Annotated in this window: 27 protein-coding genes and 1 other annotated feature; of the genes, 14 read left to right on the top strand and 13 right to left on the bottom strand. The window is 63.2% G+C overall.

Annotation, left to right across the window (positions count from 1 at the left end):
- Positions 1–7 precede the first annotated feature (7 nt).
- Together glyA and EO99_RS0110095 are read right to left on the bottom strand one after the other, a co-directional pair.
- Positions 8–1,297, bottom strand: a complete 1,290-nt coding sequence (gene glyA / locus EO99_RS0110100; RefSeq protein WP_029618522.1) for a serine hydroxymethyltransferase — start codon at positions 1,295–1,297, stop codon at positions 8–10.
- A 166-nt stretch (positions 1,298–1,463) separates the two neighbouring features.
- Positions 1,464–2,798, bottom strand: a complete 1,335-nt coding sequence (locus tag EO99_RS0110095; protein ID WP_029618521.1) for a L,D-transpeptidase family protein — start codon at positions 2,796–2,798, stop codon at positions 1,464–1,466.
- A gap of 715 nt (positions 2,799–3,513) precedes the next feature.
- Between EO99_RS0110095 and EO99_RS0110090 the strand changes: the two genes are divergently transcribed.
- Both EO99_RS0110090 and EO99_RS0110085 read left to right on the top strand, forming a co-directional pair.
- Positions 3,514–4,455: a patatin-like phospholipase family protein gene (locus EO99_RS0110090; protein ID WP_029618520.1), complete on the top strand. Its 942-nt coding sequence runs from the start codon at positions 3,514–3,516 to the stop codon at positions 4,453–4,455.
- An 11-nt stretch (positions 4,456–4,466) separates the two neighbouring features.
- Positions 4,467–5,357 carry a nucleotidyltransferase domain-containing protein gene (locus EO99_RS0110085; RefSeq protein ID WP_029618519.1) on the top strand — a complete coding sequence of 297 codons (891 nt, stop codon included), beginning with the start codon at positions 4,467–4,469 and terminating at the stop codon, positions 5,355–5,357.
- Here the strand turns inward: EO99_RS0110085 and EO99_RS0110080 are convergent.
- A complete protein-coding gene (locus tag EO99_RS0110080) occupies positions 5,354–5,683 on the bottom strand; it encodes a DUF4145 domain-containing protein (RefSeq protein WP_051679796.1) in 330 nt (109 codons plus the stop codon). The two genes, EO99_RS0110085 and EO99_RS0110080, sit on opposite strands and share 4 nt — an antisense overlap.
- A gap of 58 nt (positions 5,684–5,741) precedes the next feature.
- On the opposite strand from EO99_RS0110080, the gene EO99_RS28435 reads away from it, so the two are divergent.
- Complete coding sequence (locus EO99_RS28435; protein WP_268871297.1) at positions 5,742–5,867, top strand: hypothetical protein; 126 nt, start codon at positions 5,742–5,744, stop codon at positions 5,865–5,867.
- Positions 5,868–6,047: 180 nt separating this feature from the next.
- Here the strand turns inward: EO99_RS28435 and ldtR are convergent, their stop codons facing one another.
- Positions 6,048–6,560, bottom strand: a complete 513-nt coding sequence (ldtR, locus tag EO99_RS0110070; RefSeq protein WP_029618517.1) for a transcriptional regulator LdtR — start codon at positions 6,558–6,560, stop codon at positions 6,048–6,050.
- Positions 6,561–6,789: 229 nt separating this feature from the next.
- Positions 6,790–7,239: a DUF6163 family protein gene (locus EO99_RS0110065; protein ID WP_077067059.1), complete on the bottom strand. Its 450-nt coding sequence runs from the start codon at positions 7,237–7,239 to the stop codon at positions 6,790–6,792.
- Between the two features lie 108 nt (positions 7,240–7,347).
- On the opposite strand from EO99_RS0110065, the gene hemB reads away from it, so the two are divergent.
- The 4 genes from hemB (at position 7,348) to EO99_RS0110045 (ending at position 10,675) form a co-directional block, all read left to right on the top strand.
- The gene (gene hemB / locus EO99_RS0110060) at positions 7,348–8,361 is read left to right on the top strand and encodes a porphobilinogen synthase (RefSeq protein ID WP_029618515.1); all 1,014 of its coding nucleotides are present in this window, start codon (positions 7,348–7,350) and stop codon (positions 8,359–8,361) included.
- A 69-nt stretch (positions 8,362–8,430) separates the two neighbouring features.
- Complete coding sequence (locus EO99_RS0110055) at positions 8,431–8,889, top strand: RDD family protein (RefSeq protein ID WP_029618514.1); 459 nt, start codon at positions 8,431–8,433, stop codon at positions 8,887–8,889.
- Between the two features lie 133 nt (positions 8,890–9,022).
- A complete protein-coding gene (locus tag EO99_RS0110050) occupies positions 9,023–9,784 on the top strand; it encodes an arginyltransferase (protein ID WP_029618513.1) in 762 nt (253 codons plus the stop codon).
- Between the two features lie 12 nt (positions 9,785–9,796).
- On the top strand, positions 9,797–10,675 hold the full coding sequence (locus tag EO99_RS0110045) for a DMT family transporter (protein WP_029618512.1): 879 nt from the start codon (positions 9,797–9,799) through the stop codon (positions 10,673–10,675).
- Between the two features lie 26 nt (positions 10,676–10,701).
- Here the strand turns inward: EO99_RS0110045 and EO99_RS0110040 are convergent, their stop codons facing one another.
- Entirely contained in the window at positions 10,702–11,817 is a 1,116-nt protein-coding gene (locus EO99_RS0110040; RefSeq protein WP_235776801.1) for an Acg family FMN-binding oxidoreductase, read from the bottom strand.
- A 151-nt stretch (positions 11,818–11,968) separates the two neighbouring features.
- On the opposite strand from EO99_RS0110040, the gene EO99_RS0110035 reads away from it, so the two are divergent.
- Together EO99_RS0110035 and EO99_RS0110030 are read left to right on the top strand one after the other, a co-directional pair.
- The gene (locus tag EO99_RS0110035) at positions 11,969–12,190 is read left to right on the top strand and encodes an AbrB/MazE/SpoVT family DNA-binding domain-containing protein (RefSeq protein WP_029618510.1); all 222 of its coding nucleotides are present in this window, start codon (positions 11,969–11,971) and stop codon (positions 12,188–12,190) included.
- Positions 12,187–12,576: a type II toxin-antitoxin system death-on-curing family toxin gene (locus EO99_RS0110030; RefSeq protein WP_029618509.1), complete on the top strand. Its 390-nt coding sequence runs from the start codon at positions 12,187–12,189 to the stop codon at positions 12,574–12,576. Before EO99_RS0110035 ends, EO99_RS0110030 begins: the two co-directional genes overlap by 4 nt.
- Here the strand turns inward: EO99_RS0110030 and parC are convergent, their stop codons facing one another.
- Positions 12,577–14,835, bottom strand: coding sequence for a DNA topoisomerase IV subunit A (gene parC / locus EO99_RS0110025; RefSeq protein ID WP_029618508.1), 2,259 nt, complete (start codon positions 14,833–14,835; stop codon positions 12,577–12,579).
- A gap of 206 nt (positions 14,836–15,041) precedes the next feature.
- Here parC and EO99_RS0110020 point away from each other — a divergent pair, with 206 nt between their 5' ends.
- Positions 15,042–16,235 carry a hypothetical protein gene (locus tag EO99_RS0110020; RefSeq protein WP_029618507.1) on the top strand — a complete coding sequence of 398 codons (1,194 nt, stop codon included), beginning with the start codon at positions 15,042–15,044 and terminating at the stop codon, positions 16,233–16,235.
- A gap of 82 nt (positions 16,236–16,317) precedes the next feature.
- On the opposite strand, the gene EO99_RS0110015 is transcribed toward EO99_RS0110020, so the two are convergent.
- Positions 16,318–16,512: a hypothetical protein gene (locus EO99_RS0110015; RefSeq protein ID WP_029618506.1), complete on the bottom strand. Its 195-nt coding sequence runs from the start codon at positions 16,510–16,512 to the stop codon at positions 16,318–16,320.
- Positions 16,513–16,717: 205 nt separating this feature from the next.
- A complete protein-coding gene (locus EO99_RS0110010) occupies positions 16,718–17,536 on the bottom strand; it encodes an SDR family NAD(P)-dependent oxidoreductase (RefSeq protein ID WP_029618505.1) in 819 nt (272 codons plus the stop codon).
- Positions 17,537–17,635: 99 nt separating this feature from the next.
- On the opposite strand from EO99_RS0110010, the gene EO99_RS0110005 reads away from it, so the two are divergent.
- The 3 genes from EO99_RS0110005 (at position 17,636) to EO99_RS25645 (ending at position 19,785) form a co-directional block, all read left to right on the top strand.
- Positions 17,636–18,529, top strand: a complete 894-nt coding sequence (locus EO99_RS0110005; RefSeq protein WP_029618504.1) for a LysR family transcriptional regulator — start codon at positions 17,636–17,638, stop codon at positions 18,527–18,529.
- 159 nt (positions 18,530–18,688) lie between these two features.
- Positions 18,689–19,324 carry a TetR/AcrR family transcriptional regulator gene (locus EO99_RS0110000; protein WP_051679795.1) on the top strand — a complete coding sequence of 212 codons (636 nt, stop codon included), beginning with the start codon at positions 18,689–18,691 and terminating at the stop codon, positions 19,322–19,324.
- The gene (locus EO99_RS25645; protein ID WP_051679794.1) at positions 19,321–19,785 is read left to right on the top strand and encodes a cupin domain-containing protein; all 465 of its coding nucleotides are present in this window, start codon (positions 19,321–19,323) and stop codon (positions 19,783–19,785) included. The genes EO99_RS0110000 and EO99_RS25645 overlap by 4 nt, the downstream gene beginning before the upstream one ends.
- 778 nt (positions 19,786–20,563) lie before the next feature.
- On the opposite strand, the gene EO99_RS0109985 is transcribed toward EO99_RS25645, so the two are convergent.
- The 4 genes from EO99_RS0109985 to EO99_RS25640 all read right to left on the bottom strand — a co-directional run bounded on the left by EO99_RS0109985 (position 20,564) and on the right by EO99_RS25640 (position 25,722).
- The gene (locus tag EO99_RS0109985) at positions 20,564–21,418 is read right to left on the bottom strand and encodes a universal stress protein (protein ID WP_029618502.1); all 855 of its coding nucleotides are present in this window, start codon (positions 21,416–21,418) and stop codon (positions 20,564–20,566) included.
- 12 nt (positions 21,419–21,430) lie between these two features.
- Complete coding sequence (locus tag EO99_RS0109980; protein ID WP_029618501.1) at positions 21,431–22,915, bottom strand: SulP family inorganic anion transporter; 1,485 nt, start codon at positions 22,913–22,915, stop codon at positions 21,431–21,433.
- 68 nt (positions 22,916–22,983) lie between these two features.
- Positions 22,984–23,041, bottom strand: a sequence feature (sul1 is cis-regulatory element that is thought to sense ions involved in sulfur or methionine metabolism; They are found in Alphaproteobacteria).
- Between the two features lie 132 nt (positions 23,042–23,173).
- Positions 23,174–24,964 carry an aspartate--tRNA ligase gene (gene aspS, locus EO99_RS0109975; protein WP_029618500.1) on the bottom strand — a complete coding sequence of 597 codons (1,791 nt, stop codon included), beginning with the start codon at positions 24,962–24,964 and terminating at the stop codon, positions 23,174–23,176.
- Between the two features lie 155 nt (positions 24,965–25,119).
- Positions 25,120–25,722 carry a TetR/AcrR family transcriptional regulator gene (locus EO99_RS25640; protein ID WP_162179302.1) on the bottom strand — a complete coding sequence of 201 codons (603 nt, stop codon included), beginning with the start codon at positions 25,720–25,722 and terminating at the stop codon, positions 25,120–25,122.
- A 104-nt stretch (positions 25,723–25,826) separates the two neighbouring features.
- On the opposite strand from EO99_RS25640, the gene EO99_RS0109965 reads away from it, so the two are divergent.
- Positions 25,827–26,252: an ABA4-like family protein gene (locus EO99_RS0109965; protein ID WP_029618498.1), complete on the top strand. Its 426-nt coding sequence runs from the start codon at positions 25,827–25,829 to the stop codon at positions 26,250–26,252.
- The last annotated feature ends 36 nt before the right edge of the window (positions 26,253–26,288 follow it).

The raw sequence follows: 26,288 nt of genomic DNA, 5'->3' as shown, positions 1-26,288 counted from the left end.
GGACTGCTCAGAGATAGGGGTACATGGGGAAGCGGCCGGTGAGCGCCACGACCTTGTCGCGCACGGCGGCCTCGACCGCGGCATTGCCCTCGTCGGAATTGGCTGCCTTCAGGCCATCCAGGACCTCGACGATCAGATTGCCGATCTCGGTGAATTCCGCTTCCTTGAAGCCGCGGGTGGTGCCGGCCGGCGTGCCGAGACGGATGCCCGAGGTGACGAAGGGCTTTTCCGGATCGAAGGGAATGCCGTTCTTGTTGCAGGTGATATAGGCGCGGCCGAGCGCTGCTTCGGCGCGCTTGCCGGTGGCGTTCTTCTTGCGCAGGTCGACCAGCATCAGGTGGTTGTCGGTGCCGCCGGAGACGATGTCGACGCCGCCCTTCACCAGGGTCTCGGAGAGCACCTTGGCGTTCTTGACGATCTGGGCGGCGTAATCCTTGAACTCGGGCTGCAGAGCTTCACCGAAGGCGACGGCCTTGGCGGCGATGACATGCATCAGCGGGCCGCCCTGGAGGCCGGGGAAGACGGCCGAGTTGAACTTCTTGGCAAGATCCTCGTCGTTGGTCAGGATCATGCCGCCGCGGGGGCCGCGCAGCGACTTGTGGGTGGTGGTGGTGGCCACATGGCAATGCGGGAACGGCGACGGATGCTGGCCGCCGGCGACGAGTCCGGCGATATGGGCCATGTCGACCATCAGCCAGGCGCCGACCTCATCGGCGATCTCGCGGAAGCGCTTCCAGTCCCAGGTGCGCGAATAGGCGGTGCCGCCGGCGATGATCAGCTTCGGCTTGTGCTTGCGGGCATCCTCGGCAACCTTGTCCATGTCGAGGAGGTGGTCTTCCTCGCGCACGCCGTAGGAGACGACGTTGAACCACTTGCCGGACATGTTGACCGGGGAGCCGTGGGTCAGGTGGCCGCCGGAGTTGAGGTCGAGGCCCATGAAGGTGTCGCCGGGCTGCAGGAGCGCCAGGAAGACGGCCTGGTTCATCTGCGAACCGGAGTTCGGCTGGACGTTGGCGAAGTTGACGCCGAACAGCTTCTTGGCGCGCTCGATGGCGAGTTCCTCGGCGATGTCGACGAACTGGCAGCCACCGTAGTAGCGCTTGCCCGGATAGCCCTCGGCATATTTGTTCGTCATGATCGAGCCCTGGGCCTCGAGCACGGCGCGCGAGACGATGTTTTCCGAGGCGATCAGTTCGATCTCGTGGCGCTGGCGACCCAGCTCCTTCTCGATGGCGCCAAAGATGTCCGGATCGGATTCGGCCAGCGGACGGGAGAAGAAAGCGTCGGTGTGCGACATGGACAAGGCTCCTCGGGAGATCGGATGCGTGTGCCACCGCGTCTTAGCGGGTGGCCCGGAATTCGGCAATACAGGGCGCGACATTTGCGCGACCCGGACCGGCCTCGCGGCAACGAAAAAGCCGCGGCACAGGGCCGCGGCTCGAGATCGGGCGAAGGCTGCCGGCTTATTGCGGTGGCAGGAAGTCCTGCTCGCTGATCGGGCCGGCCGACTGTTCGATGCCGGTCGTGGTCTGCAGCGCAAGCTCGGTCGCGCCGTCCATCTGGTAGATGTCGTCGCGGAACTGGGCGACGCCATCCTCCGCCGACCAGGCGGTGACGTAGACGATATAGACCGGCACTTCCTCGGTCAGCTTGATCGGCGTGCTGACGCGGCTGGCGATGACCTGCTCCATCTGCTGGCGATCCCAGCCGGGGGTCTCCTTGAGCAGCCAGCTGGTGAGGTCGCGGACGTTCTGGACGCGCACGCAGCCGGAGGATTCAAAGCGCATCAGCTTGTTGAACAGGCCCTGCTGCGGCGTGTCGTGCATGTATTCGTTGTGCGGGTTGTGGAAGTTGATCTTCGTCGAGGACATGGCGTTGATCTTGCCGGGGTCCTGGCGGAACATCAGGTTCGGCGCCTTGGCGGCATTCCAGTCGACCGTCTCCGGCGACACCTCGGTGCCGTTGCCGTCGAACAGGCGGATGTTGTTGCGCGTCAGATAGGTCGGATCCTTGCGCATCAAGGGCACGATGTCCTTCTCGATGATCGAGCGCGGCGCCGTCCAGTAGGGGTTGAGGATGACCTCGTAGATCTTCGAATTGATGGCATGCGTCGGGCGGTCGATCTTGCCGACGATGGCGGTGTTGCGCAGCGCGACGCGGCCATTCTCGACCGCCTCGATGTAGGCGGCGGGGATGTTGACCATGACGTAGCGGCGGCCGAGATCGCCCGACATCGTCTGCAGGCGCACGAGGTTGGTTTCCAGCTGGCGCAGGCGCGTGTCGGCCGAAACGTTCATCGCCTTCAGCGTGAACTCGCCGATCGCGCCGTCGGCCGGAAGGCCGTGGCGGGACTGGAAGCGCTTGACGGCGCCATCGACGTAGGAATCGAAGGAGGGCGACATGCCAGCCGACTGCGGCATGTCACCGGAAATGATCAGCCGCTGGCGCAGCTGCTGGACGGCCGGATCGGAGACGCCGATGCGCAGCGCCTGGCTGGTATTGACCTGAGGCCAGCCGCCGTTGGAGACGATCATCTGGTGATCCATGATCGCCTGCTGGATGTTGGCCGTGGCGTTGACGCCGAGCACCGGATTGTTGGTTGCAATGGCGGCCACCGACCGCGATGCGCCCTTGGCGTCGAACTGGTCGTCCCAGGTGCCGCGACGGGGCGCGGCGATCAGGCTCTCGATTGCCGTCTGGGCGAGTGCAGGCGTGGCCAGGGCAACGGCGCCGACCGAAGCGGCCGACCGCAGGAGCATCCGGCGCGAGAGATTTTCCGATCCGATTTTCTTCGACATCATTCTACCCATCTGTTCCCGTCCAGCACTCAAAGTGCATAGCGGGATGTGGTTAACAAAGGCGCAAAGAGCGCTGCTGACAACGGCCCCAAGGGGGTTTCGTATCCCAGCGACCCAAGCTGCCGATCCCATGGCAATATGGCCAATTCGTGTCTGGGAGAGGCCCGCAACAGCGCGATCGCGGTGACAAACAGGTGATGGCTTTTTCGGCGCGAGGATGTGGCAGAACGGCAACGCGAAAACCGGACGCGCAGGGACGCATCCGGTTTTGGTCGCGGCTGGAGGACGCGGTGGTTGTGGCAAGCCTCTCGTGGATTAGAGGCGGTAGGCGATCGAGTCGTTCCAGACGTGTTCCACGATTGAAAACACTCCGCTATTTCTCCTGATTGGCGCGTATTTGGCGCGAGCGAACCACGTTATCATTTGCGGGGGCGTGTGGTCGTCTATGGATGCACATCGTGCTTACACCGAACTTCTCAGCAATTCGCCAGTAGGGCCAGCCCTCGCCGCTATAGGATGATGGCAAGTAGTACGGCCGGAACATTCATGTGCCTACCGGTCAGCAACAATGCATCGCAGAGCTGCGTTACGCGCGAGGTGGGCGGGATCTTTACGGTTCAAGTTTTCTCTTCAAGTTATACTGTGGACAATGCCACCACCCATATGACCCGTCACCAAAATTCAGGTACTGGTTGTATTGTGGAGGACCCGCGGCTTGACCGAAACAGAGCAGAGAACCGGACCCTATCGCATTCTCAGCCTTGATGGTGGTGGCGCGAAAGGGTTTTACACCATTGGCGTACTCGCCGAAATCGAGGGGCTTATCGGTTGCCGTCTCCATGAGAGGTTCGATCTTGTTTTCGGCACCAGCACTGGAGCTATCATCGCGTCCATGATCGCCCTCGGCATGTCGATCGATGAGATCTACGAGAACTATAAGACCTACGTTCCCGAAATCATGAGACTGAAAACCCCTCATGAGAAATCGGCAAAGCTGGCCGAACTTGCCGAGAAGATTTATGGCGACGCCAAGTTTAGCGACGTGAAAACGGCCGTGGGCATCGTCACAACCAAGTGGGTGATCGAGCGGCCCATGATCTTCAAGGGCAGCATCGAGCAGGCTCATGGTAGGAAAGGCACCTTTCAACCCGGCTTCGGCGTTCGGATCGGAGATGCCGTGCAGGCTTCCTGCTCCGCGTTCCCGTTCTTCGCCCCAAAGACGATCACCACCAGCAGTGACGACGAAATCAAGCTCGTAGACGGCGGATACTGTGCAAATAACCCCACCCTCTATGCAATCGCTGATGCAACCCGCGCGCTGAACCTGGCACATCAGGACCTTCGCGTAGTGAGCATCGGCGTCGGCGTGTACCCCAGCCCAAAACCCTCCCTGTTTAGCAAGATGTACTGGGCCAAATATCTGCTCAGCGTCCAGCTCCTGCAAAAGACGTTGGAAATTAACACGCAGTCGATGGATCAGCTCCGCGCCATCCTCTTCAAGGATGTTCCTACGGTACGGGTGAATGACACCTTCGAGCAGCCCGAGATGGCCACTGACCTATTCGAGCACGATCTGAAGAAGCTCAACATTTTGCGGCAGCGCGGCCGAGAATCCTTCGCGAAGAATGAAGCTATCCTCCACGAATTCCTAGTTTAGCGGATGCAAAAATGGCAGTCAGTGAATCTCAGTTGGACACGTGGTCCGCGCAGGGCAGTATTCAGCAGTCGGCCGCGACCTACAAAACGGTCCGCGACGTCCTAAACGACACTAGCTCACCCTATTACCAGAAATCATTCGATACGTTCCTGCAGGGGTCTTACGGGAACGACACCAACATATGGGCGGACAGCGACGTTGACGTAGTCATTCGGCTGTCTTCCCTCTATTACACCGACACAAGCGATCTGACGCCGGATGATAAGGCTCGCTACGACTCAAACTTCTCCGCTTCGCAGTACTCCTTGGCAAAATTCAAGGAAGAGGTGACGGGCTGGCTAAGTGCCAATTTTGGAGCCGGTGTACAAGCTGGCGGCAAGGCGATCTATATCCCTGGCACCAACTCACGCCGCGATACGGACGTGTTAGTGAGTGCCGATCATCGCCGTTATCTATCTTATCCAGCAACCGGAAACCCGTCGTACCGGGAGGGAATCGTGTTTTGGATGAAAGACGGCACTAAAATCGTCAACTACCCAAAGCAGCATTCAACCAACTGCACTGCAAAACATCAGAACACAAATGGCTACTTCAAGCCTACGGTCCGTATTTTCAAGAATATGCGCAATCGGATGATCGCACATGGACGGCTAAAGGAAGGGCTGGCTCCGTCCTATTTTTTGGAAGGATTGCTTTCGAACGTACCCAATGGCCTTTTTGGAGGCACATACCAGAGCACGGTCGTGAACTGCATCAACCACATCTTATCGGCTGACACGTCCAATTTCTACTGCGCCAACGGGTTCCACTATCTGCTTCGAAGCGGACATCCGGTTTGCTGGTCGCCGAGTGATTTCCAGATATTCATGGCCGCGCTGAAGAAATTCTGGGAAGACAGCTAGCGCGCAGGCTTGCCTTTTGCCGCAAAGATTCGCTTAGCCTCAGCACGCCGCTTTTCCTCCCGCCCTTCGAAAAGCTCGATCATGGCGTGCTCCAGCATGTCAAAGCAGGACAGGAGATCATCGAATTCCACGATACCGTCGTGGCTACCAGCGTTGCCCAGCCAGCGCAGGGCGTTGAGGTAGTCAGCCTGGTCCGGCTTCGTCTTCGTCAGCTTCTCGATCCGGCTGGCGAGGTTCAGCGGATCACCCTTGGCGTTATCCCGCTCGATGTTGAACTGGTCGAGCTGGGATCGCCCTGACGAGTTTTTAAGACCGCCGAGCCCCAAGTGTGATTCATCTAATATTTTCCCACTGGCGGGCATCCCGCCCGAAGGAAAAACGGAAATGTTCGAAATCTATGAAAATGGCAAAACGACCGGCTTCACCTTTAGAGACCGCGACGTGGCCAACGCGATCGCCCGCGATATGAAACGTGAGAATGGATCGCGCATCGAGGTCCGTCGCATCTGAGGAGAAAAGAAAGCACACCATGGTGGGTACCGTGGTGCGCAAGTGCGACTGGAGGTCGGCGAATTACTGGCGCGAGTGGCGCGCATTTAGGCGCCACCGCGTGCATTCTCGTGCCCCTTTAAGCATTCACGCGCCAGTTTGGGCATTCTAATAGTGGAGCAATGTCAGGCCTCTCGTGGATTAGAGGCGGTAGGCGATCGAGTCGTTCCAGAAGCGGTCAAGGCGCTGCAGGAGCTTGTTCATCTGGGTGAATTCGCCCTCGCCGATGCCGCCGACCTTTTCGATGGAGCCGATGTGGCGTTCGTAGAGCTTGGCGACCGTCTCGGCGATGTCCTGGCCCTGTTCGGTCAGGCTGATGCGGACCGAGCGACGGTCGATGCGCGAGCGCTGGTGGTTGATGAAGCCGAGGTCGACGAGCTTCTTGACGTTGTAGGAGACGTTGGAGCCGAGGTAGTAGCCCCGCGAGCGCAGCTCTCCGGCCGACAGTTCGGAGTTGCCGATGTTGAAGAGCAACAGGGCCTGGACGGCGTTGATGTCGTCGCGGCCCTGGCGGTCGAACTCGTCCTTGATGACGTCGAGAAGGCGGCGGTGGAGACGCTCGACGAGGTGGAGCGATTCCATGTAGAGCGAACGAATGGCATCTTCACGGAGATCTGCGGCGGGAGCGGTCTGCGGCTTCAGTTTCGTGTTCATGGTTTCTGCCTCACTGTTTTGCTTGGCGGTATTTGTTTTTCCGCCTTGAAAACAAAACTATCGGAAGCCCATAAAATTCGACTTAAAACATATGTTTAACAGTAGGTTACAGCCATCCTTCCAATTGCGGCCGATCCGGGGCGGGTGTCGCACGGCGCAAAATCCGCCTATAGAAATCAGAGGCTTAGCCCTGAAATTCATTCAACTGGCAGCCGTCAAAGCTTTCGACTTACGGTAAATGGGTGGTTACCTGCCCGGCCCTGCGGCGGTCATCCAGCCAGAAGGCGATGCGAAACAGCACGTAAAGGGCGGCCACCAGGCCGTGAAACAGCAGCACGAAGGTGTTGGTGCCGAAGATCTCCGACCAGGTTTCATACATGAGGAACTGGACGATGGCCGCAAGCGCCCAGAGCACCGGCCCCCAGGAGACCGCCAGCCAGAGGCCGAGCGCCGCGACGGGGAAGACGACGGCGAGCGTCGGCGCCGCCACCTGCCACGGAACCGTCAGAAGATCGAAGCGGCCCTGGCCGTCCAGCGAATAGCCGACGAGCATGCCCCAGTACTGCAGGCCGAACCAGAGGCTGGTGACGGCGACGAGACGCAGGAAGACCACGTAGAGGATCTCCGTCAGCGTGCGCTTCGGGACTGTCGGGGAATCATTCTCCATGGCGGCCATCATAGCGGGGCCGCGCGAGGGCCGCTAGCTGCGGCGTGGCGATCTGACCATTCGCAATCCGACACCAAAATGGTAAGGACCCCATACCCCATTCAAGCAAGCGAGGATTTCATGAGCGATCGGACCCATCTCGTTGATGAGATCACCGGCCACCGACGGATGCGGCGCAACCGCAAGGCGGACTGGACCCGGCGTCTCGTGCAGGAAAACCGGCTGACCGTCGACGACCTGATCTGGCCGATCTTCCTCGTCCCCGGCTCCGGGATCGTCGATCCGATCGAGGCCATGCCCGGCGTCAACCGGATGAGCGTCGACAAGGCGGTCGAGGCGGTCCGCGAGGCGGCCGATCTCGGCATTCCGGCGATCGCCCCCTTCCCCGACGTCGAAATGGAAAAGCGCGACCTGACGGGGTCGGAGATCCTGCAGCGGGACAATCTGATCAACCAGTTCGTGCGCGCCACCAAAAAAGCGGTGCCGGACATCGGCCTGATCACCGACGTCGCGCTCGACCCCTTCACCAGTCATGGCCATGACGGCATCCTGCGCGACGGCGAGATCGTCAACGACGAGACGGTGGACATGCTGATCAAGGCGGCCGTGATGCAGGCCGACGCCGGCGCCGACATCATCGCCCCCTCCGACATGATGGACGGGCGCATCGGCGCGATCCGCCGCGGACTGGACGCCGCCGGCCACCAGGACGTCGGCGTCATGTCCTATGCAACGAAGTTTTCCTCCGGGTTCTACGGCCCCTACCGGGAGGCGATCAACACCGGCAGCCTGCTGAAGGGCAACAAGAACAGTTACTACATCAGCCCGGCCAACGGCACGGAAGCGCTGCGGGACGCGGAACTGGACGTCCAGGAGGGCGCCGACATGCTGATGGTGAAGCCCGGCATCGCCTATCTCGACATCTGTTGGCGGATGAAGGAAGCCTTCGGCCTGCCGACCTTCGCCTACCAGGTTTCGGGCGAATACACGCAGATCAAGGCCGCGGCCATGAACGGCTGGATCGACGGCGACCGGATCATGATGGAGACGCTGCTCTGCTTCAAGCGGGCCGGCTGCGACGGGATCCTCAGCTATTTCTCCGTCGAGGTGGCACGCAAGCTGGCGAAGGGCTGAGGCCGGTCGACCGCTTGCGTCGGCGGCGATTGCCCCCCATATCCAAGGGACCAACTGGAGACAAGAGACATGGCCATCGACCCGACCCCCGTACAGACCGCGCCGGACGACTGGCGCGCCTATAGCGGCGTGCTGACGCGTCGGTCCTTCGCCTTCATCCTCGACTACGCCATCGTGCTGCTTCTGTGCATCCCGGCGGCGGTCGTCGTCTTCTTCCTCGGCATCATCACGCTGGGGCTCGGCTTCTTCCTCTACCCCGCCCTTTTCGTGATCGTGGCGCTTCTCTACTTCGGGATGACGCTCGGCGGACCAAGCCAGGCGACGCCCGGCATGCGCGCGGCGGGCATCATGATGATGCGGCTCGACGGGCGGCGGATGGATTTCCTGACCGCCATGGTCCACACGGTGCTGTTCTGGATCATCAACTCCGTGCTGACGCCGCTCATCCTGCTCGCCGGCCTGTTTACGGAGCGCTCGCGGCTCGTCCACGACATGCTTCTGGGCACCGTCGTGGTGCGCGCCGACTGATGCTTCGATGACGGCCCGTCCGGTGCCGGTGGCAGCCTCATGCCGCCGGCGCAGTTGACCTTTTGCCAATCTGCGCCATGCTATGGTCGTTACGGCATCATCACGAAGCCAAGACAGGACCGCACGCGCCGCGATGAACACTCAGACAACGCCCTCCCCGCAGTTCTACCTGACGGCGCCTGCAACCTGTCCCTATCTGCCCGGGCAGATGGAGCGGAAAGTGTTCACCCATCTGGTGGGGCCGCGCGCGGCGGAAATGAACGACCTTCTGACCCAGGGCGGCTTCCGCCGCTCCCAGAACATCGCCTACCGGCCGGCCTGCGAGACCTGCCGCGCCTGCGTGTCCGTGCGCATCCTGGCGGAGGACTTCCAGCCGACGCGGACGATGCGGCGCATTCTCTCGACCAATAGCGACGTGATCTCGACCATCTATCCGGCGCAGCCCTCGACCGAACAGTTCTCGCTGTTCCGGCACTATCTCGACGACCGGCACCAGCAGGGCGGCATGTCCGACATGTCGGCGCTCGACTATGCGATCATGGTCGAGGATACCCATGTGAACACGCGGCTGATCGAATACCGCCTGCGCCAGCCCGGCGACGGCATCGGCGAAAGGCCGCAGGGCGAACTGCTCGCCGTGGCGCTGACCGACCTGATGAGCGACGGTCTCTCGATGGTCTACTCCTTCTTCAATACGGATCTGGCAAAGCGGTCGCTCGGCACGTTCATGATCCTCGACCACGTCCGGCGGACCCGGGCGCTCGGCCTGCCGCATGTCTACCTCGGCTATTGGGTCCACGGTTCGCCGAAGATGAACTACAAGACGCGGTTCCAGCCGCAGGAGCACCTGACGGCGCGCGGCTGGGAACGCTTCAATCCCGCCTCGGACGAGTGAACTGGCAGATGCATGAGTGATCACAGGAAGGGTCTGGTGCTGACCACGATCGGCGGGCTGGCGTTGTCCTTCGACGTGCCGCTCGTCAAGCTCGGCGACGGCGAGCTCTGGTCCGTCATTGCCTTGCGCAGTCTCGTGACCTGCGCGGCGGCAATCGTCCTCTGGTTGCTGGCCGTATATTTTTCCAAGCGGCGGCCGGTGCTGGTCCCCGGCCGGGCGGGGCTGCTGGCGGGACTGTGCTACGGCCTGTCGACGATGACCTTCCTCGGCGCGGTCTTCCTGACGGCCACCGCAAACGTGGTCTTCATCGTCGCCTTCACCCCGATGTTTGCGGCACTCTTCGGCTGGCTGGTGCTGAAGGAGGTGCCCTCGCTGTCGACGGTGCTGACCATGGTCGCGATGGCGGCCGGCGTGGCGCTGATCGTTGCCGGCGGGCTGGAGGCCGGCGGCCTGCTCGGCGACCTGCTGGCGGCTCTCACCTCGGCGCTGCTGGCCGGTGCCATCACCATCGCGCGCAAGACGCGCAGCGACATGGGTTTCGTGCCGCTGGTGGCAACCGCACTGCCGGCGCTGATCGGCCTGGCGATGGTGGGGAACGAGGGCTTTGCCGTCGCCGCACCGGTCTGGATCGTCTTCGACGGCGCGGTGATGATCCCGCTTGCCTTCTGGTGCCTGGCCACCGGGCCGCGCTATCTCAGCGGGCCGGAAGTGGGCATGTTCTACCTGCTCGAAACCATCCTGGCGCCGATCTGGGTGTGGCTGATCTTCTCCGAGGTGCCGACGGCGCAGACGGTCGCCGGCGGCGCGATCCTGGTGTCGGCGCTGATCCTGCATTCGGCGTGGCAGATGCGCGCCAAGGGACAGTCGGCACACCGTTCGATCCACACCTAGGTGCCGAGCCCGATTGCGGCGGGTGTTCAGGCGAGCAGCACCGCCTCGACCGGGCGGCGCGCCGAGAACGGCAGCACCTCGCTGGTGCGGCCGAACCGCAGGACGAGATCCGGGCGGCGCGCGCCAAGCCCCGCGATCGTCGCCAGTTGCGGGCGCAGTGCCGCCACTTCCACGGGCTGGTTGACGAAGGCAGTCCGGAGACCTAGCGCGGTCGCCATCAGGCAGAAGCGCTGGCAGGCCCGGCCGACCGCCATCCAGCCGGCAGGGCCTTCGCTGGCGGCACAAAACACGGCAACGCCTGCCGAACTGTCCATTTGCCGGGCATATTTCTCGTTTTCCGCCGGCGCCTTGAACACCAGGTCGAAGGCCGGCCGACCCAGCCACTCCGGCAGGGCGGGATTGCCGCTGGCCGCGGCATAGAGGCCGTCGCCGCTCTCGCGGGCGCTGTCCGGGCTGAAGCGCAGCCAGTCCTTCAGTTCCCGCAGGAAGGCCGGATCGGCCATCTGCGCCGCGTTGCCGTCGATGACGAGATCGCGCACGGCATCGATCTGCGGCCGATCGGTCAGCAGGATCAGGTCGACGCCCGGCGCCTGCGACGCCGTCTCCAGACGTGCCAGATCGGACGTGGCGACGGCGGTGCCGTCATAGAGGGCGCGGCAGGATTGGCGGCGGGGGATGGCCTGAAACATCGCCGCATCGTCGGCGCCCGGCGAAGAATTGCCGGACAGCCTGACGGACGCTCCGCTCATCCCGTCCTCGACCATGACCACATCGGCGGCCTGCCCGGTTGCGCCGGCCGCCAGCACCAGGTTTTCAAGCGCGCAGCCGAGGCTGACATAGAGGTGGTGATCGTCGGGATCGACCACCGGCGTTCGGCGGGTCGTATCGGGAGAGATCGCGATCTCGTCCGGCCCGATGCGGAAGTGCCAGGGCTGGGTGTTGTGACCGCTGGCGGCCAGCGTCGCATAGCGCACCAGCGCATGGGCATCCGCGGGGCCGGACAGCGCCGCTCGCTGATCCTCCACGGAGCGCCGATAGGCGTCGGCCGAGGTGCGCCAGGACAGGACGGAGGCTCCGACGCCCAGCGCCAGCGCACCGCCCGCCCCGGTCAGGACCGCTCGTCTGCTGATGGATCGGGACATCGGCCGTCACTCCACTCGTCAGAGGGAGCGTACCCGTTGCGACGGGCGCGACCTTGATCACGGTCAAGCCACAAACTGCCGTCTGACCGCCAGACGTTGTCAGTCGGGCAGCCCTCATGTTATAACTCTGTTGCAACATGAGGGCCCGACCATGAACGTCACCATTCGCAAGATCGGCAACTCCGAAGGCATCATCATTCCCAAGGAGGTCCTGGCCCGCATGGGGCTGAAGGCGGGGGACACGATCGAAATCCGGGAAGAGAACGGAAGCCTGTCCCTCATTACCGAACAGGCTGATCTTGCCGAACAGCTCAAAGCGGCACGCCTGGGGATGGAAAAATACCGGGTTGCCCTGCGAGAACTGGCAAAGTGACCAGCATCAAGTGGCTGTCGCGGCAGGCCATAGAGATCATCCACCGCGAACAACTAGCAGAACATGGCGGCTTACCCAGCACACAGGATGAAAACGCCCTGGAAGCAGCATTGGCGCGTCCTCTTCACAAGAACGCCTATGGGGAGGACGACCTCTTCCACCTTGCGGCCGCTTATCTTTATGGCTTTGCCCGCAACCATGCGTTTGCGGATGGCAACAAGCGGACCGCCTATCTGGCCGCCTTCACGTTCCTGCTCATCAACGGCCACCTGATCGAAGCGACGCAGGCAGAGGTCATCGCATTCGTTCTTGCCGTTGCCGACGGAGAGATCGACGAGGAGGGCGCGACGCGGTTCCTGCGCGACCACGCCGTCCCCTACCCCTGATCAGCCGGAGAACTTGCCGCTGCGGGGAAAACCCTTCGGCACGAGGCGGCCGGCGGTGGCGCGGTCGCCCAGCCATTCGACCAGTTCGTCCTTCGTCTTGGTGAAGAGGCGGCCGGCGGAATCCTCCCAGGTCAAACCCTGGTCGATGGCGAAGCACCGGATGTCGGAAATGCCGCCATCCTTGTAGCGCTGCAGGCGCACGCCCTTGCCGCGGGTCATTTCCGGCAGTTGCGCCAGCGGGAAGACCAGGAGCTTGCGGTTCTCGCCGACAACGGCGACATGGTCGCCCGTAACCGGCACCACCAGCTTCGTCTCGTCGGGCATGGCGACGTTCATGATCTGCTTGCCCTTGCGGGTGTTGGCGATCATCTCGTTCTCCGCGACCACAAAGCCGTTGCCGGCCGTGGAGGCGAGCACCAGCTTGCGCGAGGGGTCGTGCACGAAGGCCGTCAGGATATCCTGGTCGTTCTCCATCTCGACGATGATGCGCAGCGGTTCGCCATGGCCGCGACCGCCCGGCAGCTTGTCGGCGCCGAGCGTATAGACCTTGCCGCCGGTGGTGACGAGCAGCAGCTTGTCGGTCGTCTGGGCCGGGAAGGCCAGCTTCAGCGCGTCGCCTTCCTTGAAGGTGAGCGCGGCGGTATCTGCAATATGGCCCTTCAGCGCGCGAATCCAGCCCTTGCGGGAGATGACGACGGTGACCGGTTCCTTCTCGATCATCGCCTGCTGGATGGCATCGAGATCGGCATTCGGCGCTTCGGCGAACTGGGTGCGGCGGCGGCCGAGTTCTGTTGCCTTGGCGAACTTCTTCTTCACCTCCTGGATTTCCCAGGCGACCGTCTGCCAGAGCTTGTCGTCGGAGGCGAGCAGCGCCTCGATCTCCGCCTTCTCGGCCGAGAGCGCGTCGTGCTCCTTGCGGATCTCGAACTCCTCGAGCTTGCGCAGGTTGCGCAGCCGCATGTTGAGGATGGCTTCGGCCTGGATGTCGGTGAGATCCCATTTGGCGATCATCACCGGCTTCGGCTCGTCTTCCTCGCGGATGATGCGGATGACCTCGTCGAGGTTGAGATAGGCGATCAGCAGGCCGCCGAGGACTTCGAGGCGACGGTCGATGGCGGCAAGCCGGAACTTCGAACGCCGGACCAGCACTTCCTTGCGGTGGGCGAGCCACTCCAGCAGCACCTCGTTGATCGCCATCACCCGGGGCACCTTGCCCATGGAGAGGACGTTCATGTTGAGCGGGAAGCGGTTTTCCAGATCGGTCAGGCGGAAGAGCGATTCCATCAGCAGGGTGGCATCGACCGTGCGGCTCTTGGGCACGAGGACGACGCGCACGTCTTCGGCCGATTCGTCGCGCACGTCTTCCAGGAGCGGCAGCTTGCGGGCGATCAGCAGTTCGGCGATCTTCTCGATCAGCCGCGACTTCTGGACCTGATAGGGAATCTCGGTGACGACGATCTGATAGCCGCCGCGGCCGAGATCCTCGATCTCCCACTTGGCGCGGACGCGGAAGCCGCCGCGGCCGGTCTTGTAGCACTCGATGATGGATTCGCGGCTGTCGATGATGATGCCGCCGGTCGGCATGTCCGGGCCGGGGATGAATTCGACGAGCTTTTCCACCGTCGCATCGGGATGTTTGATGAGGTGGAGCGCCGCGTCGCAGAGCTCATGGGCGTTGTGGGGCGGAATGGAGGTCGCCATGCCGACCGCGATGCCGGAGGCGCCGTTGGCCAGAAGGTTCGGGAAGGCCGCCGGCAGGACCACCGGCTCCTCGTCTTCCTCGTTGTAGGTCGGGCGGAAGTCCACCGCGTCCTGATCGATGCCGTCGAGCAGCAGGGCCGCGACATCGGTCATGCGCGCTTCGGTATATCGGTAGGCGGCGGCGCTGTCGCCGTCGATATTGCCGAAGTTGCCCTGGCCGTCGACGATCGGATAGCGCTGCGAGAAATCCTGCGCGAGCCGCACCAGCGCGTCATAGACCGACTGGTCGCCATGCGGGTGGAACTTACCGATCACGTCACCGACGATGCGGGCGCATTTCTTGAAGGCGGAGTTCGGGCGGATGCCCATCTCGCTCATGGCATGGATGATGCGGCGGTGGACCGGCTTCAGCCCGTCGCGCACATCCGGCAGCGCCCGGTGCATGATGGTCGACAGCGCATAGGCCAGATAGCGCTCCTCGAGCGCGGCCTTGAGGTCGATCGGGACGATGTGATCGCCACCCTCGCCGTCGGACGGCGGTGTCAGATTTTTACCCATGGTCCTTGACTAGCGGAAAGCCCTATTGCGGGCAAGATTCGCACGCGAGGAGCCTGTGGATGACGCGCGCAGACGTGTCACCGGACGATAACCACGCCGTGAGGAAGGGCCGCCTGCAACACAAAAGCCATAGACGTTTGTTTGCCTCCCCCTATAACTGCAGAAACGCAACATGAGGCCGGAAGGCCAAGACGGAGGAGCTTTACATGTCTCACACCAGCAAGCTGCAGGCCCTGATGGCCGGCACCGGACTGCTGCTGATGGCGGGTCCTGCCTTTTCGCTCGATGGCGCCGACCTTCTGGCGAAGATCAATGCCGCCACGGGAATGTCCGGTACACCCGTGACGGCCCAGTCGGTTGACGTCAACGGCACGACGGTGACGCTGCGCGGCGCGACCTACAAGCCGATGCCGGCCGAGGAGGCGATGGCGATCGGCGACATCACCCTGGAGGGCGTCCAGGAAGAGGATGACGGCGGCTATTTCATCGAGACGGTGACCCTCCCCGACCTCAGCATGCGCGAAGAAGAGACCACCGTTACCGTTGCCGACATCTCCATGACCAATGTCACCGTGCCGGCCGACGTCACCGGCGGAACGCTGGATTCCGTCCTCGTCTACGAGGAGGCGACGACCGGACCGGTAAATGTGTCGGTTGACGGCAAGTCCCTCTTCTCGCTGGCCTCTGCCACATCGACCACCGAGATCGCCGACGACAATTCCTCCATCGGCTTTGATGTCGAGGTTGCAGGCATCAAGGCGGACCTCTCGACCGTGGAGGATCCGAAGGCGCGCGAGGCGATCCAGTCGCTCGGGCTTACCTCGATCGACGGCAGCATGACTATGTCCGGCGACTGGCAGGCAGCGGATGGGCTCGTCAACATCGAGGACTACACGCTCGATTTCGCCAATGTCGGCACGCTGTCGACCTCGCTCAGCTTCTCGGGCTATACGCTCGACTTCATCAAGGCGGCGGAGGAAACCTCGCGGGCGATGCAGCCGGCGGCCGGCAAGCAGGCCCAGGATGCGGCGGGGCTCGCCATGCTCGGCCTGATGCAGCGGCTGACCTTCAACAGCGCCGAGATCAGCTTCCAGGATGCCGGCCTCACCAACCGGGCGCTGGACTATGCCGGCAAGGAACAGGGCGTCTCGGGTAATACCATGGCGCAGATGCTGAAGGGCATGACGCCGCTCCTGCTGGCGCAATACAATGTGCCGGAACTGCAGAACATGGTGAGCCAGGCGGTCAACACCTATCTCGACAACCCGGGCAACTTCATCATCAGCGCCGCACCGGAAAACCCCGTGCCCTTCCCGATGATCATGGGTGCCGCCATGGGCGCGCCGAACACGCTGCCCGACGTGCTGGGCGTGACGGTGGAAGCCAACCGCCGCCAGTAACAAGCGGCCTTCAGGCGGCACAGGATCAGGGGCCAGCGGCATCGTCGCTGGCCTCAGTCGTGACAGGGACAGCCTTATCGTCTCAGTGAAACCACTTCTCGGCCGCGGCCAGAAGTTCCCTCTCCGACCGGATGCCATCCTGAAAGAGGCGCACGAGCAGCATCGCCAGCTCGTCCGGATGCGTGTCATGCTCCGGGATGACTTGTGCAAACACGCGTTCGAGCAGGGCCAGATCGTCTGGGCGCAGATGAACGTCGGATGGGATACGACCACGCATGTGCCGAGATTAAGGCAGGGTGCGGGTTTCGGCAAGAGGGGGTGGCGGCAAGGCCGGAGGCCGCGTGCGCTGAGGAAGTGACGGCGCCTGAAGGTCCGCTTCCGACCCATTCACGCCGTTCCCAAGCCTCCGGCGTCTCCTCCCAAGCGGTCATCGGGACGGCCCGGGCCGGAGATCACCTCCTTGGCGGCCTTGGTCTGTCATATCAGCCGCGATCGGCGGACCGGGCGATCTCCTGCCGCAACTGGTCGACCTTCGCTCCGGCCCACTGCCGGGCGTCGTCGCCGAATATGAGCCGCGAGGGCGCCTCGCCCTGCGAAGCCAGCGCCACGATCCGCGCGGCGAGCAGCTTCGGATCGCCCGGCTGGTTGCCGTTGGCTCCGTCCACGAACGCGCGATACTGCGCGACCGCCTCAGCATAATCCGGGATCTCGATGCTGCCGAAGCTCGCCGACTTGCCATCCATGAAGTCCGTGCGCAGCATTCCCGGCTCGACCAGGAGCGAGCGGACGCCGAACGGCGCCAGTTCCTGCGCAAAACCCTCCATCCAGCCCTCGACCGCGAACTTCGACGCCGAGTAGACCGCGCCCCCGCCGTTGGAAACCAGCCCGCTGACCGACGAGATGGTGACGATGAGGCCTGAGCGACGCGCACGCATGTGGGGGATGACCGCGCGCGCGACGTTCATCGTGCCGAACAGGTTGACCTCGAACTGGCGCCGCACCGCGGCATCGGTGAAGGTCTCGAAGAAGCCCAGTTCGGCATAGCCGGCATTGTTGACCAGAACGTCGATCGCGCCGAGCCGCTCGATGGTCTCGAGGGCGACCGCGTTCGCGGCTTCGGCGTCCGTGATATCAAGCGCGAGCGCGAGCAGACGATCGTGTTCGCCCCCGAAGGCATCGCGCAGCGCATCAATGGACCGCGCCGTTGCCACCACCGTTTCGCCCGCATCGAGCGCGGCACGCGCGATCTCGCGTCCAAGTCCCCGGCTTGCGCCCGTTACCAGCCAGATATTGCCCATCATCTGCTCCTCGTTTCTTCTGCTGCCACCGGCTAGGTAGGTGTGCTAATTGGTCGAGATAATGAGCTAATAAGTAATAGGCCTCAGTAGCAGGATTTATCAATGCGCCCGGACCAACTCGGCGACCTTGCCGTCTTTGCGGCGATTGCTTCCGACCGCAGCTTCACGCGTGCCGCAAAGCGGCTGGGCGTCACGCAGTCGGCATTGAGCCAGACCATGAAGCGACTGGAGGGCCAGCTCGGTTTTCGCCTGCTCTCCCGCACGACGCGAAGCGTCGCTCCGACCGCTGCCGGCGAGCGCCTGCTTGCCACCTTGTCGCCGGCACTGGCCGGATTGGACGACGAGATCGAGGCGCTGTCCCAGGCACGCGGAGCAGCGATCGGCACCGTCCGGATCACGTCGGGCAAGCACGCCGCGGATACGGTGCTGTGGCCGATGCTCCCGGCCTTCATGCGCCGCCACCCCGGCATCGAGGTGGAGGTGTGCGTGGAGGACGGGATGGCCGACGTCGTGGCAGGTCGCTACGATGCGGGCGTCCGGCTCGGCGAGCGACTGGAGAAGGACATGATCGCGCTGGCAGTCGGGCCTCCGCTTCGCGTCGCGGTGGTCGCCGCTCCCGGCTACCTGAGCGACCATCCGGCGCCGATGGAGCCCGCTGACCTCACGGCGCATCGCTGTATCGCCTATGGCGACGCGCATGGCGACCTGTCTCCCTGGTCGTTCGAGCGCAACGGTCGTGCGGTGACGGTTACGCCGGGCCGTGGGCCGGTGTTCAATGATGGCGACCTGCTGGTGGCTGCCGCCCTTGAGGGTTTCGGCATCCTCTACATCCTGGAGGATCTGGTGGCGGCGCCGATTGCCGATGGCCGTCTCACTCGCCTGTTGGAGCCGTGGTGCGAGCCATTTGCCGGCTACCATCTCTATTACCCCGACCGGCGGGGCACGACGGCCTTCGAACTGTTCAAGGAGACGCTTCGAAAAACCAGGGTCTTGTGAGGAATTGGTGAGGCGTCGGAGGCCGGCATTGGACGGGGCTCGCAATGCTGGACGCAGCCCAGCAGCCACTGCCGAATATTGACGGCACCATACGAGACACGAATTGACAGATCGCTCAATTGATGACACATATTGCGTCACCAATTTGGAGATGCTCCCTTGTCCCTAACCCGCGTCTACAACAGCCCGATACGCGCGGCACAGTTCCGCGAAACCCGCGAGGCCATACTGTCTGCCTTGTTCTCTCTGATGGAGTCGGCGGCTACCCCGGACGACATCGGCATGGATGCAATCGCCGCCGAAGCGGGTGTGCAGCGCCGGACGATTTTCAGGCACTTCGAAAGCAAGGAAGAATTGCTGCGGGCATTCTGGCCATGGCTCAATGCCCGCATCGGGGCCTCGATCAAGCCGATGACCCCGGAGGAGATTTCGGGCGGGCCGCGCCAGGCGTTTCCTCTCTTCGAAGCGCATGAGGCCGCCATACGGGCAGCGCTCCATTCCCGCACCGGGCGGGAGATGCGGGCGGGCACCATTGCGGATCGGCGCCGGGACTTCTCGGCGGCACTCGCTCCCGCCCTCGACACATTATCGCACGTGGAGCGCCAGAAGATCGAAGCACTGGCTCACCTGCTCTACTCCGCCTCCGCATGGGAGGTTCTCAAAGATTATGGCGGTCTCGACGGCACCCAGGCCGGCGAGGCAGCTTCCTGGGCGCTCGAACTGATCCTGTCCGCGATCAACTCCGGCGAAACTGCGGCGGACGCAACCATCGCAGCCAAAGGAGATACGCGATGACCATAGACGTCAATACTCCCTCCAACGCCGACCGCCTTTGGGTGGTCGCCGACAGGATACGCTTTCTGGGCAGCCTCCCGGGCTCCCCCATCGAGCTTCTGGACATCGAGGTGCCTGCGGGCTCCGGTACTCCGCCTCACACGCACGAGGCAGCAGAGCTCTTTTATGTGCTGGAAGGAGACCTGACCGTGCGGCAGTTCGGCTCGGAAATCCCTCCCGTGGTCATCCATGCCGGCCCTGGAACATCGGTGACGATTCCGTCCCGCGTGCCTCACAACTATGTCAATGAAAGCGGCAAGCCGGTTCGCATGCTGGTCGTGCTTGAGGCAAGCATGGTGGCTTTCTTTCGCGATATCGGATCCGCCGAGCCGACAAGCGCGTGCCGGACTTTGCGCGAATTGGCGCTGCCATGGAGAGACATGGCATCGAAGCACTCGCCAGCGCGGCCTGATACCGCATAGCTCTTGATCGCGCCGGCACCAAGGTGCCGGTGCAACTTGCTCGTCACTCTAAAAGCTGGTCTGTGAGAGGGAAAAGCTGGATCTCGATGGCTTTCGGGACCGTCCACCTGGATGACGAATGCCTGGATCGCAGACGCGTTGCTGCCCAGGCTGGTTCGCCCGTTGAAGGGCAGCGTCCCGGCAATACCGCAGAAGACCTGCCCGTCTGTTCCCCCCCCCCCGAAGCGGACGATGGCTGCCTGGAAGCCAATGATGACTTCCGATGTTGCAGCTTGCGTCGACCTGACGGGTTTCACCGGATGCAAGCGTACCGGCTGCCTTTCAGCGCAGCAAACCTCAGCCGGCTTCTTGAACCCGACCATCAACGTGGTGGGGCGGCACCTATCGGTGGCGCCCAACCCCGCATGTGCATCCACTCATGGAGATAATGCGGCCAACGGTCGGACGTCATGTTTTGTTGACGCATGCCAAAGCCGTGCCCACCACGCTCGAAGAGATGAAATTCAACAGCACATCCGGCAGCCTTCCAGGCTTCTGCGAGGCCATAGCCCTGTGCGCCGAAAAGGGGATCGTCGGAAGCAAGGGCAAGGAACATGGGCGGGGCATTGCATGGGACGGGAACCGCAAGCATTGATGGATAGATTGGAATGACGAAGTCGGGCTGCATCCCTCCCCGGCCGGCCAAAACCGTCCACAGCGAGACATCGCGCCAACGAAAAAGCCTCCACCCAACGGTGGAGGCTTTCCAAGTATGCCGCAGCCGCGCGACCGCTCCCTGTCAGCGGAAGATCACCACCGGCACCTTGCACGAGCGGATCATCTCCGTCGTGGTGGAGCCGAGGAAGAGGCTGCGCAGGCGTGAGTGGCTGTAGGCGCCCATGACCAGCAGGTCGAATTTTTCCCGATCGATCGTCTCGGAGATCACCGTGGTCGGCTCGCCCGGCCCGATCTCGGTCTCGACCGTGAAGCCGGCGCCCTTCAGGATGATGGCGGCATCCTCGATCTTGCGGCGGTTGTCGGGCGTCTCGGGGCCGGCCATGACGAGCTTGCAGGGAAGGCCCGCGAGGATCGGGTTACGGGCCACCTGGTCGATCGCCTTCAGCGCGGTCGCGCCGCCGTCGAAGGCGATCAGGACCTTCTCGATCGGCTTGAAGGCGCGCGAGGCGATCACGATCGCCTTGTGGGTCGAGCGCACCACGCGCTCCAGGTTGGAGCCGAGATGGCCCTTGGCGAAGTCCGCCCCCTCCCCGCGCTTGCCGATGACGATCAGGTCGGCGCCCGACTGGAGCTCCTGAACCGTGTCGACGAGATCGCCGTTGCGCAGCTTCGTGTCGACCTGCGCCACGCCCGCAGCCAGGAGGAGATCCTTGCCGCCGTCGAGCAGAAGGCGGCCGCGCGTGTGGGCAACCTTGGCCTTGCGGGCATCGAGTTCCGCGAGCTCCTCGAGCAGCGCGGTCCTGGCCCCAAGCCCGATGTTGCCGCTGAGGTTGACCGGTTCCGTGGCCGTGTCGCGGCGGCCGATCACGTGCAGCAGGTCAACCGAGGCCTCGGCTCGCCTGGCAATCCACGCCACGTGATCGCAGACGCTCTGCGCGTAGGGTGAACCGTCAATGAGTGCGAGTATCTTCGTCATCGTTCTTCCTCCCTAGTGTCCCATCAGCCGGTCCATGGCACCCGGCTTGTCGTGGATGGCAAGCCTATCGACGATGGTTTCGCTGGCCTGGTTGAGGCCAAGGATTTCGACCTCGGCGCCCTCGCGGCGGAATTTCAGCACGATCATGTCGAGCGCGGCGACGCTGGAGATATCCCAAATATGGGCGCGGCTGACGTCGATCGTTACCTTATCAAGGGCTTCCCGGAAGTCGAACGCGGCATTGAAGTCCTCGACCGAGGCGAAGAAGACCTGGCCCTCGACCGTGTAGGTGCGATGCGTGCCATCGGCCGAGAGGGCCGAGGTGACACGGAAGATCTGGGCAATCTTCCAGGCAAAGAAGACGGCCGAGAGGAGAACGCCGATCAGCACGCCGATCGCCAGGTTGTGGGTGTAGACGACGCCGACGACGGTCGCCAGCATGACGATCGAGGACGAGCGCGGGTGGTCCTTCAGGTTCTTGATCGAGGACCAGGAGAAGGTGCCGATCGAGACCATGATCATGATGGCCACCAGCGCCGCCATGGGGATGCGGCTGACGAGATCGCCGAGCACGAGGATCATGAACAAGAGCAGGACGCCGGCGGCGAAGGTGGAGAGGCGGCCGCGGCCGCCGGACTTCACGTTGATGATCGACTGGCCGATCATGGCGCAGCCGGCCATGCCGCCGATGAAGCCGGTCGCCGTATTGGCGATTCCCTGGCCGACGCATTCGCGGTTCTTGTCGCTCGGCGTATCGGTGAGATCATCGACGATCTGGGCCGTCATCAGCGATTCCAGCAGGCCGACGGCTGCGACCGCCACCGAATAGGGCAGGATGATCAGAAGCGTTTCGAGGTTGAGCGGGATCTGCGGGATCAGGAAGATCGGCAGCGTCGAGGGCAGTTCGCCCATGTCGCCGACGGTGCGGACATCGAAGCCGAAGGAGAGCGTGATCGCCGTCAGGACGACGATGCAGACGAGCGGCGACGGGATCGACTTCGTCAGATAGGGGAAGAGGTAGATGATGCCGAGACCGGCTGCGACCAGCACATAGGTCAGCATCGGCACGTTGGTCAGTTCCGGCAGTTGCGCCATGAAGATCAGGATGGCGAGCGCGTTGACGAAGCCGGTCATCACCGATTTCGACACGAAGCGCATCACATAGCCGAGCTTCAGCAGGCCGGCGACGATCTGGATGAGGCCGGCGAGCACGGTCGCGGCCAGAAGATATTGCAGGCCGTGGTCGCGCACCAGCGTCACCATCAGGACGGCGGTGGCGGCGGTGGCGGCCGAGATCATGCCGGGCCGTCCGCCGACGAAGGCGATCAGCACGGCGATCGAGAAGGAGGCATAGAGGCCGATCTTAGGGTCAACGCCGGCGATGATGGAGAAGGCGATGGCTTCGGGAATGAGCGCCAGTGCGACCACAAGGCCGGACAGCAGATCGCCGCGAACGTTCGAAAACCATTCGCGCTTGTATTCAGTCAAATTGATCATGGGATAATTTCGCAAAGAAAAGCATCGACCGGAAGGGGCATTCGGGCCTGATAGAAGATGATGCTTTGCGTTGTCCGGCGGATCGGCGGCCGGAAGAGCCACCCGGGAGTTTCACCCGAGTCCTTGTGATGGAGGGTCTATAGCGGCGAAATTGCTGCGGCGCAACGTCGCGATGGTCGGCGGCTGTCGAAGCGGCTCCGGCGCACGCAGAAACGGCGGCACGAGGCCGCCGTTTCGATAACACTACTGAAACGAGGATCAGTCCTTCTTCGGGGTCGGCACGACGCGCAGCGCCAGCTCGCGCAGCTGCTGCGGCGAGGCCGGTGCCGGCGCGTTCATCAGGAGATCCTGGGCCTGCTGGTTCATCGGGAACAGCGTGATCTCGCGCAGGTTCTTGGCGCCCGTCAGAAGCATGACGACACGGTCGACACCAGCGGCCATGCCACCGTGCGGCGGTGCGCCGTACTGGAAGGCGCGGTAGAGGCCGCCGAAGCGATCCTCGACGTCCGTCTGGCTGAGGCCCACCTTCTCGAAGGCCTTGACCATCAGTTCCGGCGACTGGTTTCGGATCGAGCCCGAGGCGATCTCGAAGCCGTTGCAGACCATGTCGTACTGGAAGGCCTTGATCGTCAGCGGATCCTGGTTCTCCAGCGCGTCCATGCCACCCTGCGGCATGGAGAAGGGGTTGTGAGCGAAATCGACCTTCTTCTCGTCCTCGTTCCACTCGTAGAAGGGGAAGTCGACGATCCAGCACAGCGCGAACTGGTCCTTGTTGGAGAGGTTCAGCTCGTCGGCGGCGCGGTTGCGGGCCTCGCCTGCGAACTTGTAGAATTTCTCCGGTTCGCCGGCGACGAAGAAGCAGGCGTCACCCGCTTCCAGGCCAAGCTGGACGCGCAGGGCTTCGGTGCGTTCCTCGCCGATATTCTTGGCAAGCGGGCCGGAACCGGCGATCTTGCCGTCCTCTTCCTTCCAGAAAATGTAGCCGAGGCCCGGCTGGCCCTGGCTCTGCGCCCAGGCGTTCATGCGGTCACAGAAGGCTCTGCTGCCGCCGGTCTTGGCCGGGATCGCCCAGACCTCGACCTTCGGGTTTGAGGCGATCATGCCGGCGAAGACCTTGAAGCCGGAGCCGGCGAAATGCTCGGTGACGGCTTCCATGACGATCGGGTTGCGCAGGTCCGGCTTGTCGGAGCCGTATTTGCGCAGCGCCTCGTCATAGGGAATACGCGGAAACTCGCCGGTGACCGGCTTGCCCTGCGCAAACTCCTCGAAGATGCCGCGCATCACCGGTTCCATGGTGTTCCAGACGTCTTCCTGGGTGACGAAGCTCATTTCCAGGTCGAGCTGGTAGAATTCGCCCGGCAGGCGGTCGGCGCGCGGGTCTTCGTCGCGGAAGCAGGGGGCGATCTGGAAGTAGCGGTCGAAGCCGGCGACCATCATCAGCTGCTTGTACTGCTGCGGCGCCTGCGGCAGGGCGAAGAACTTGCCCTCGTGGATGCGGCTCGGCACCAGGAAGTCGCGCGCGCCTTCCGGCGAGGAGGCCGTCAGGATCGGCGTCGAATATTCGGTGAAGCCGACATTGGTCATCTCGCGGCGCATGGCGGCGATGATCTGGGTGCGCTTGACGATGTTCTTGTGCAGCGTCTCGCGGCGCAGGTCGAGGAAGCGGTACTTGAGGCGGACGTCTTCCGGGTAGTCCGGCTCGCCGAAGATCGGCAGCGGCAGTTCCTTCGACGCCGACAGCACCTCGATCTCCTGGGCGTAGAGCTCGATCTCGCCGGTCGGCATGTTCTTGTTGACGGTGTCGTCGGAGCGCGCCTTGACGAGGCCGTCGATGCGGATCACCCATTCGCCGCGGACCGTCTCGGCCATCTTGAAGGCCGGGCTGTCGGGATCGGCGACGACCTGGGTCATGCCGTAGTGGTCGCGCAGATCGATGAAGAGGACGCCGCCATGGTCGCGGACACGGTGAACCCAGCCGGAGAGACGAACGGTGGAGCCGACATCGGACTTCCTCAGGGCGGCACAGGTGTGGCTGCGGTAACGGTGCATGAAATGTATCCTGGAATCACGTGTGCCGGCGCAACGCTGGAGGGTTCGGCCGGCAAGGGAAAATCGGGCGGAAAAGCGCATGGCGCACCGGATTTGTCAAGGCGCGTATCCGGTCCGCCCGCGAATGCCGCATGGCGATGCGTGGCACAGACGGCTCAGTCAGGCAAGAGGATTGCGGCCAGATCGAGCGTTGCGGCCGACGTCGGGCGAGCCGGCGCGCCGATCAGCGGAAGCTTGTGGTCGATGGAAAGATGCGCGTGACCATGGACCTGCGACCAGACGAGCTGCTCTATGGAGGCGCGACCCTCCGGCGTATCGAGACCGCGCCTGACCGCCACCGGGCGGCAGATTTCCTGCAGGACAGCAAATCCGAGATCTCCCGCCTCCCCCAGCGCCGCATCCGACCAATCGAGCAGGTTGGCATTGAACATCAGCCGGAACAGGTGCGGGTTCGCGGTCGCGAAGGCAAGATAGCCGTTGAACGCCGCGCGCATCTGCGCCGCTGCGGAGGGGTCCGCCGCAGCCATTTCCCTGCGCATGGCGCCCTCGAACAGACGGAAACCCTGGCGGGCCATGGCATTCAGCAGGTGCTTCAGCGTCGGAAAATGATGCTCGGGCGCGGCATGGGAGACGCCGACTCGCGCGGCGATCTTGCGCAGCGAGAGGCCCTCGAGGCCCACCTCTTCCAGCATGGTCAGGCCCGCCTGCAGAAGGGCCTGTCTCAGGTCGCCGTGATGATAGTTCTTCTGCCGGGCCATATCCTCCCTTACGCGCAGCATGGCGTGCTGTCAAAACCAATCTTGACAGTGACAACATAAGCTGCGAAACCTATCTTGACAGTGTCAAGTTGGGCGTCGGCGACATGGAAACTCTCTTCTCCCTCGCAAGCACCGCTGCCCTCGGCGGCTGGCTCCTGCTGATCGTTCTCCCCCGGCGGCAGCTCTTGATCGCCTCGCTTCGCTACGGCCTGATCGGCTGGCTGGCGCTCGCCTACTCCGTCCTGATCTTCGTCTTTTTCTTCCGCATCGACGGGGCGGGCTTCGGTTCGATCAGCGACGTGCGGGCGATCTTCGCGAGCGATGCGGGGCTCGTTGCCGGGTGGATCCATTACCTGGCCTTCGATCTCTTCGTCGGCATCTGGATCGCCCAGGAAGCGGATCAGCGTGGCTACAACCGCCTGCTGCAGGCGCCCATCCTCGTCGCCACCTTCCTGTTCGGGCCCTTCGGCCTTCTCCTCTTCCATCTCACCCGCGCCACCGAGACAGCGCTGTCCTTCAGAAAGGCCTGAGCCATGAACCTCCTGTTCGATGGGTCGACGACCCTC

It is taken from the genome of Pseudorhizobium marinum, from assembly GCF_000705355.1.
Lineage (GTDB): Bacteria > Pseudomonadota > Alphaproteobacteria > Rhizobiales > Rhizobiaceae > Neorhizobium > Neorhizobium pelagicum.
The sequence above is the reverse complement of the archived record's forward strand: the minus strand, read 5'-3'. Positions and strand labels throughout refer to the sequence as shown.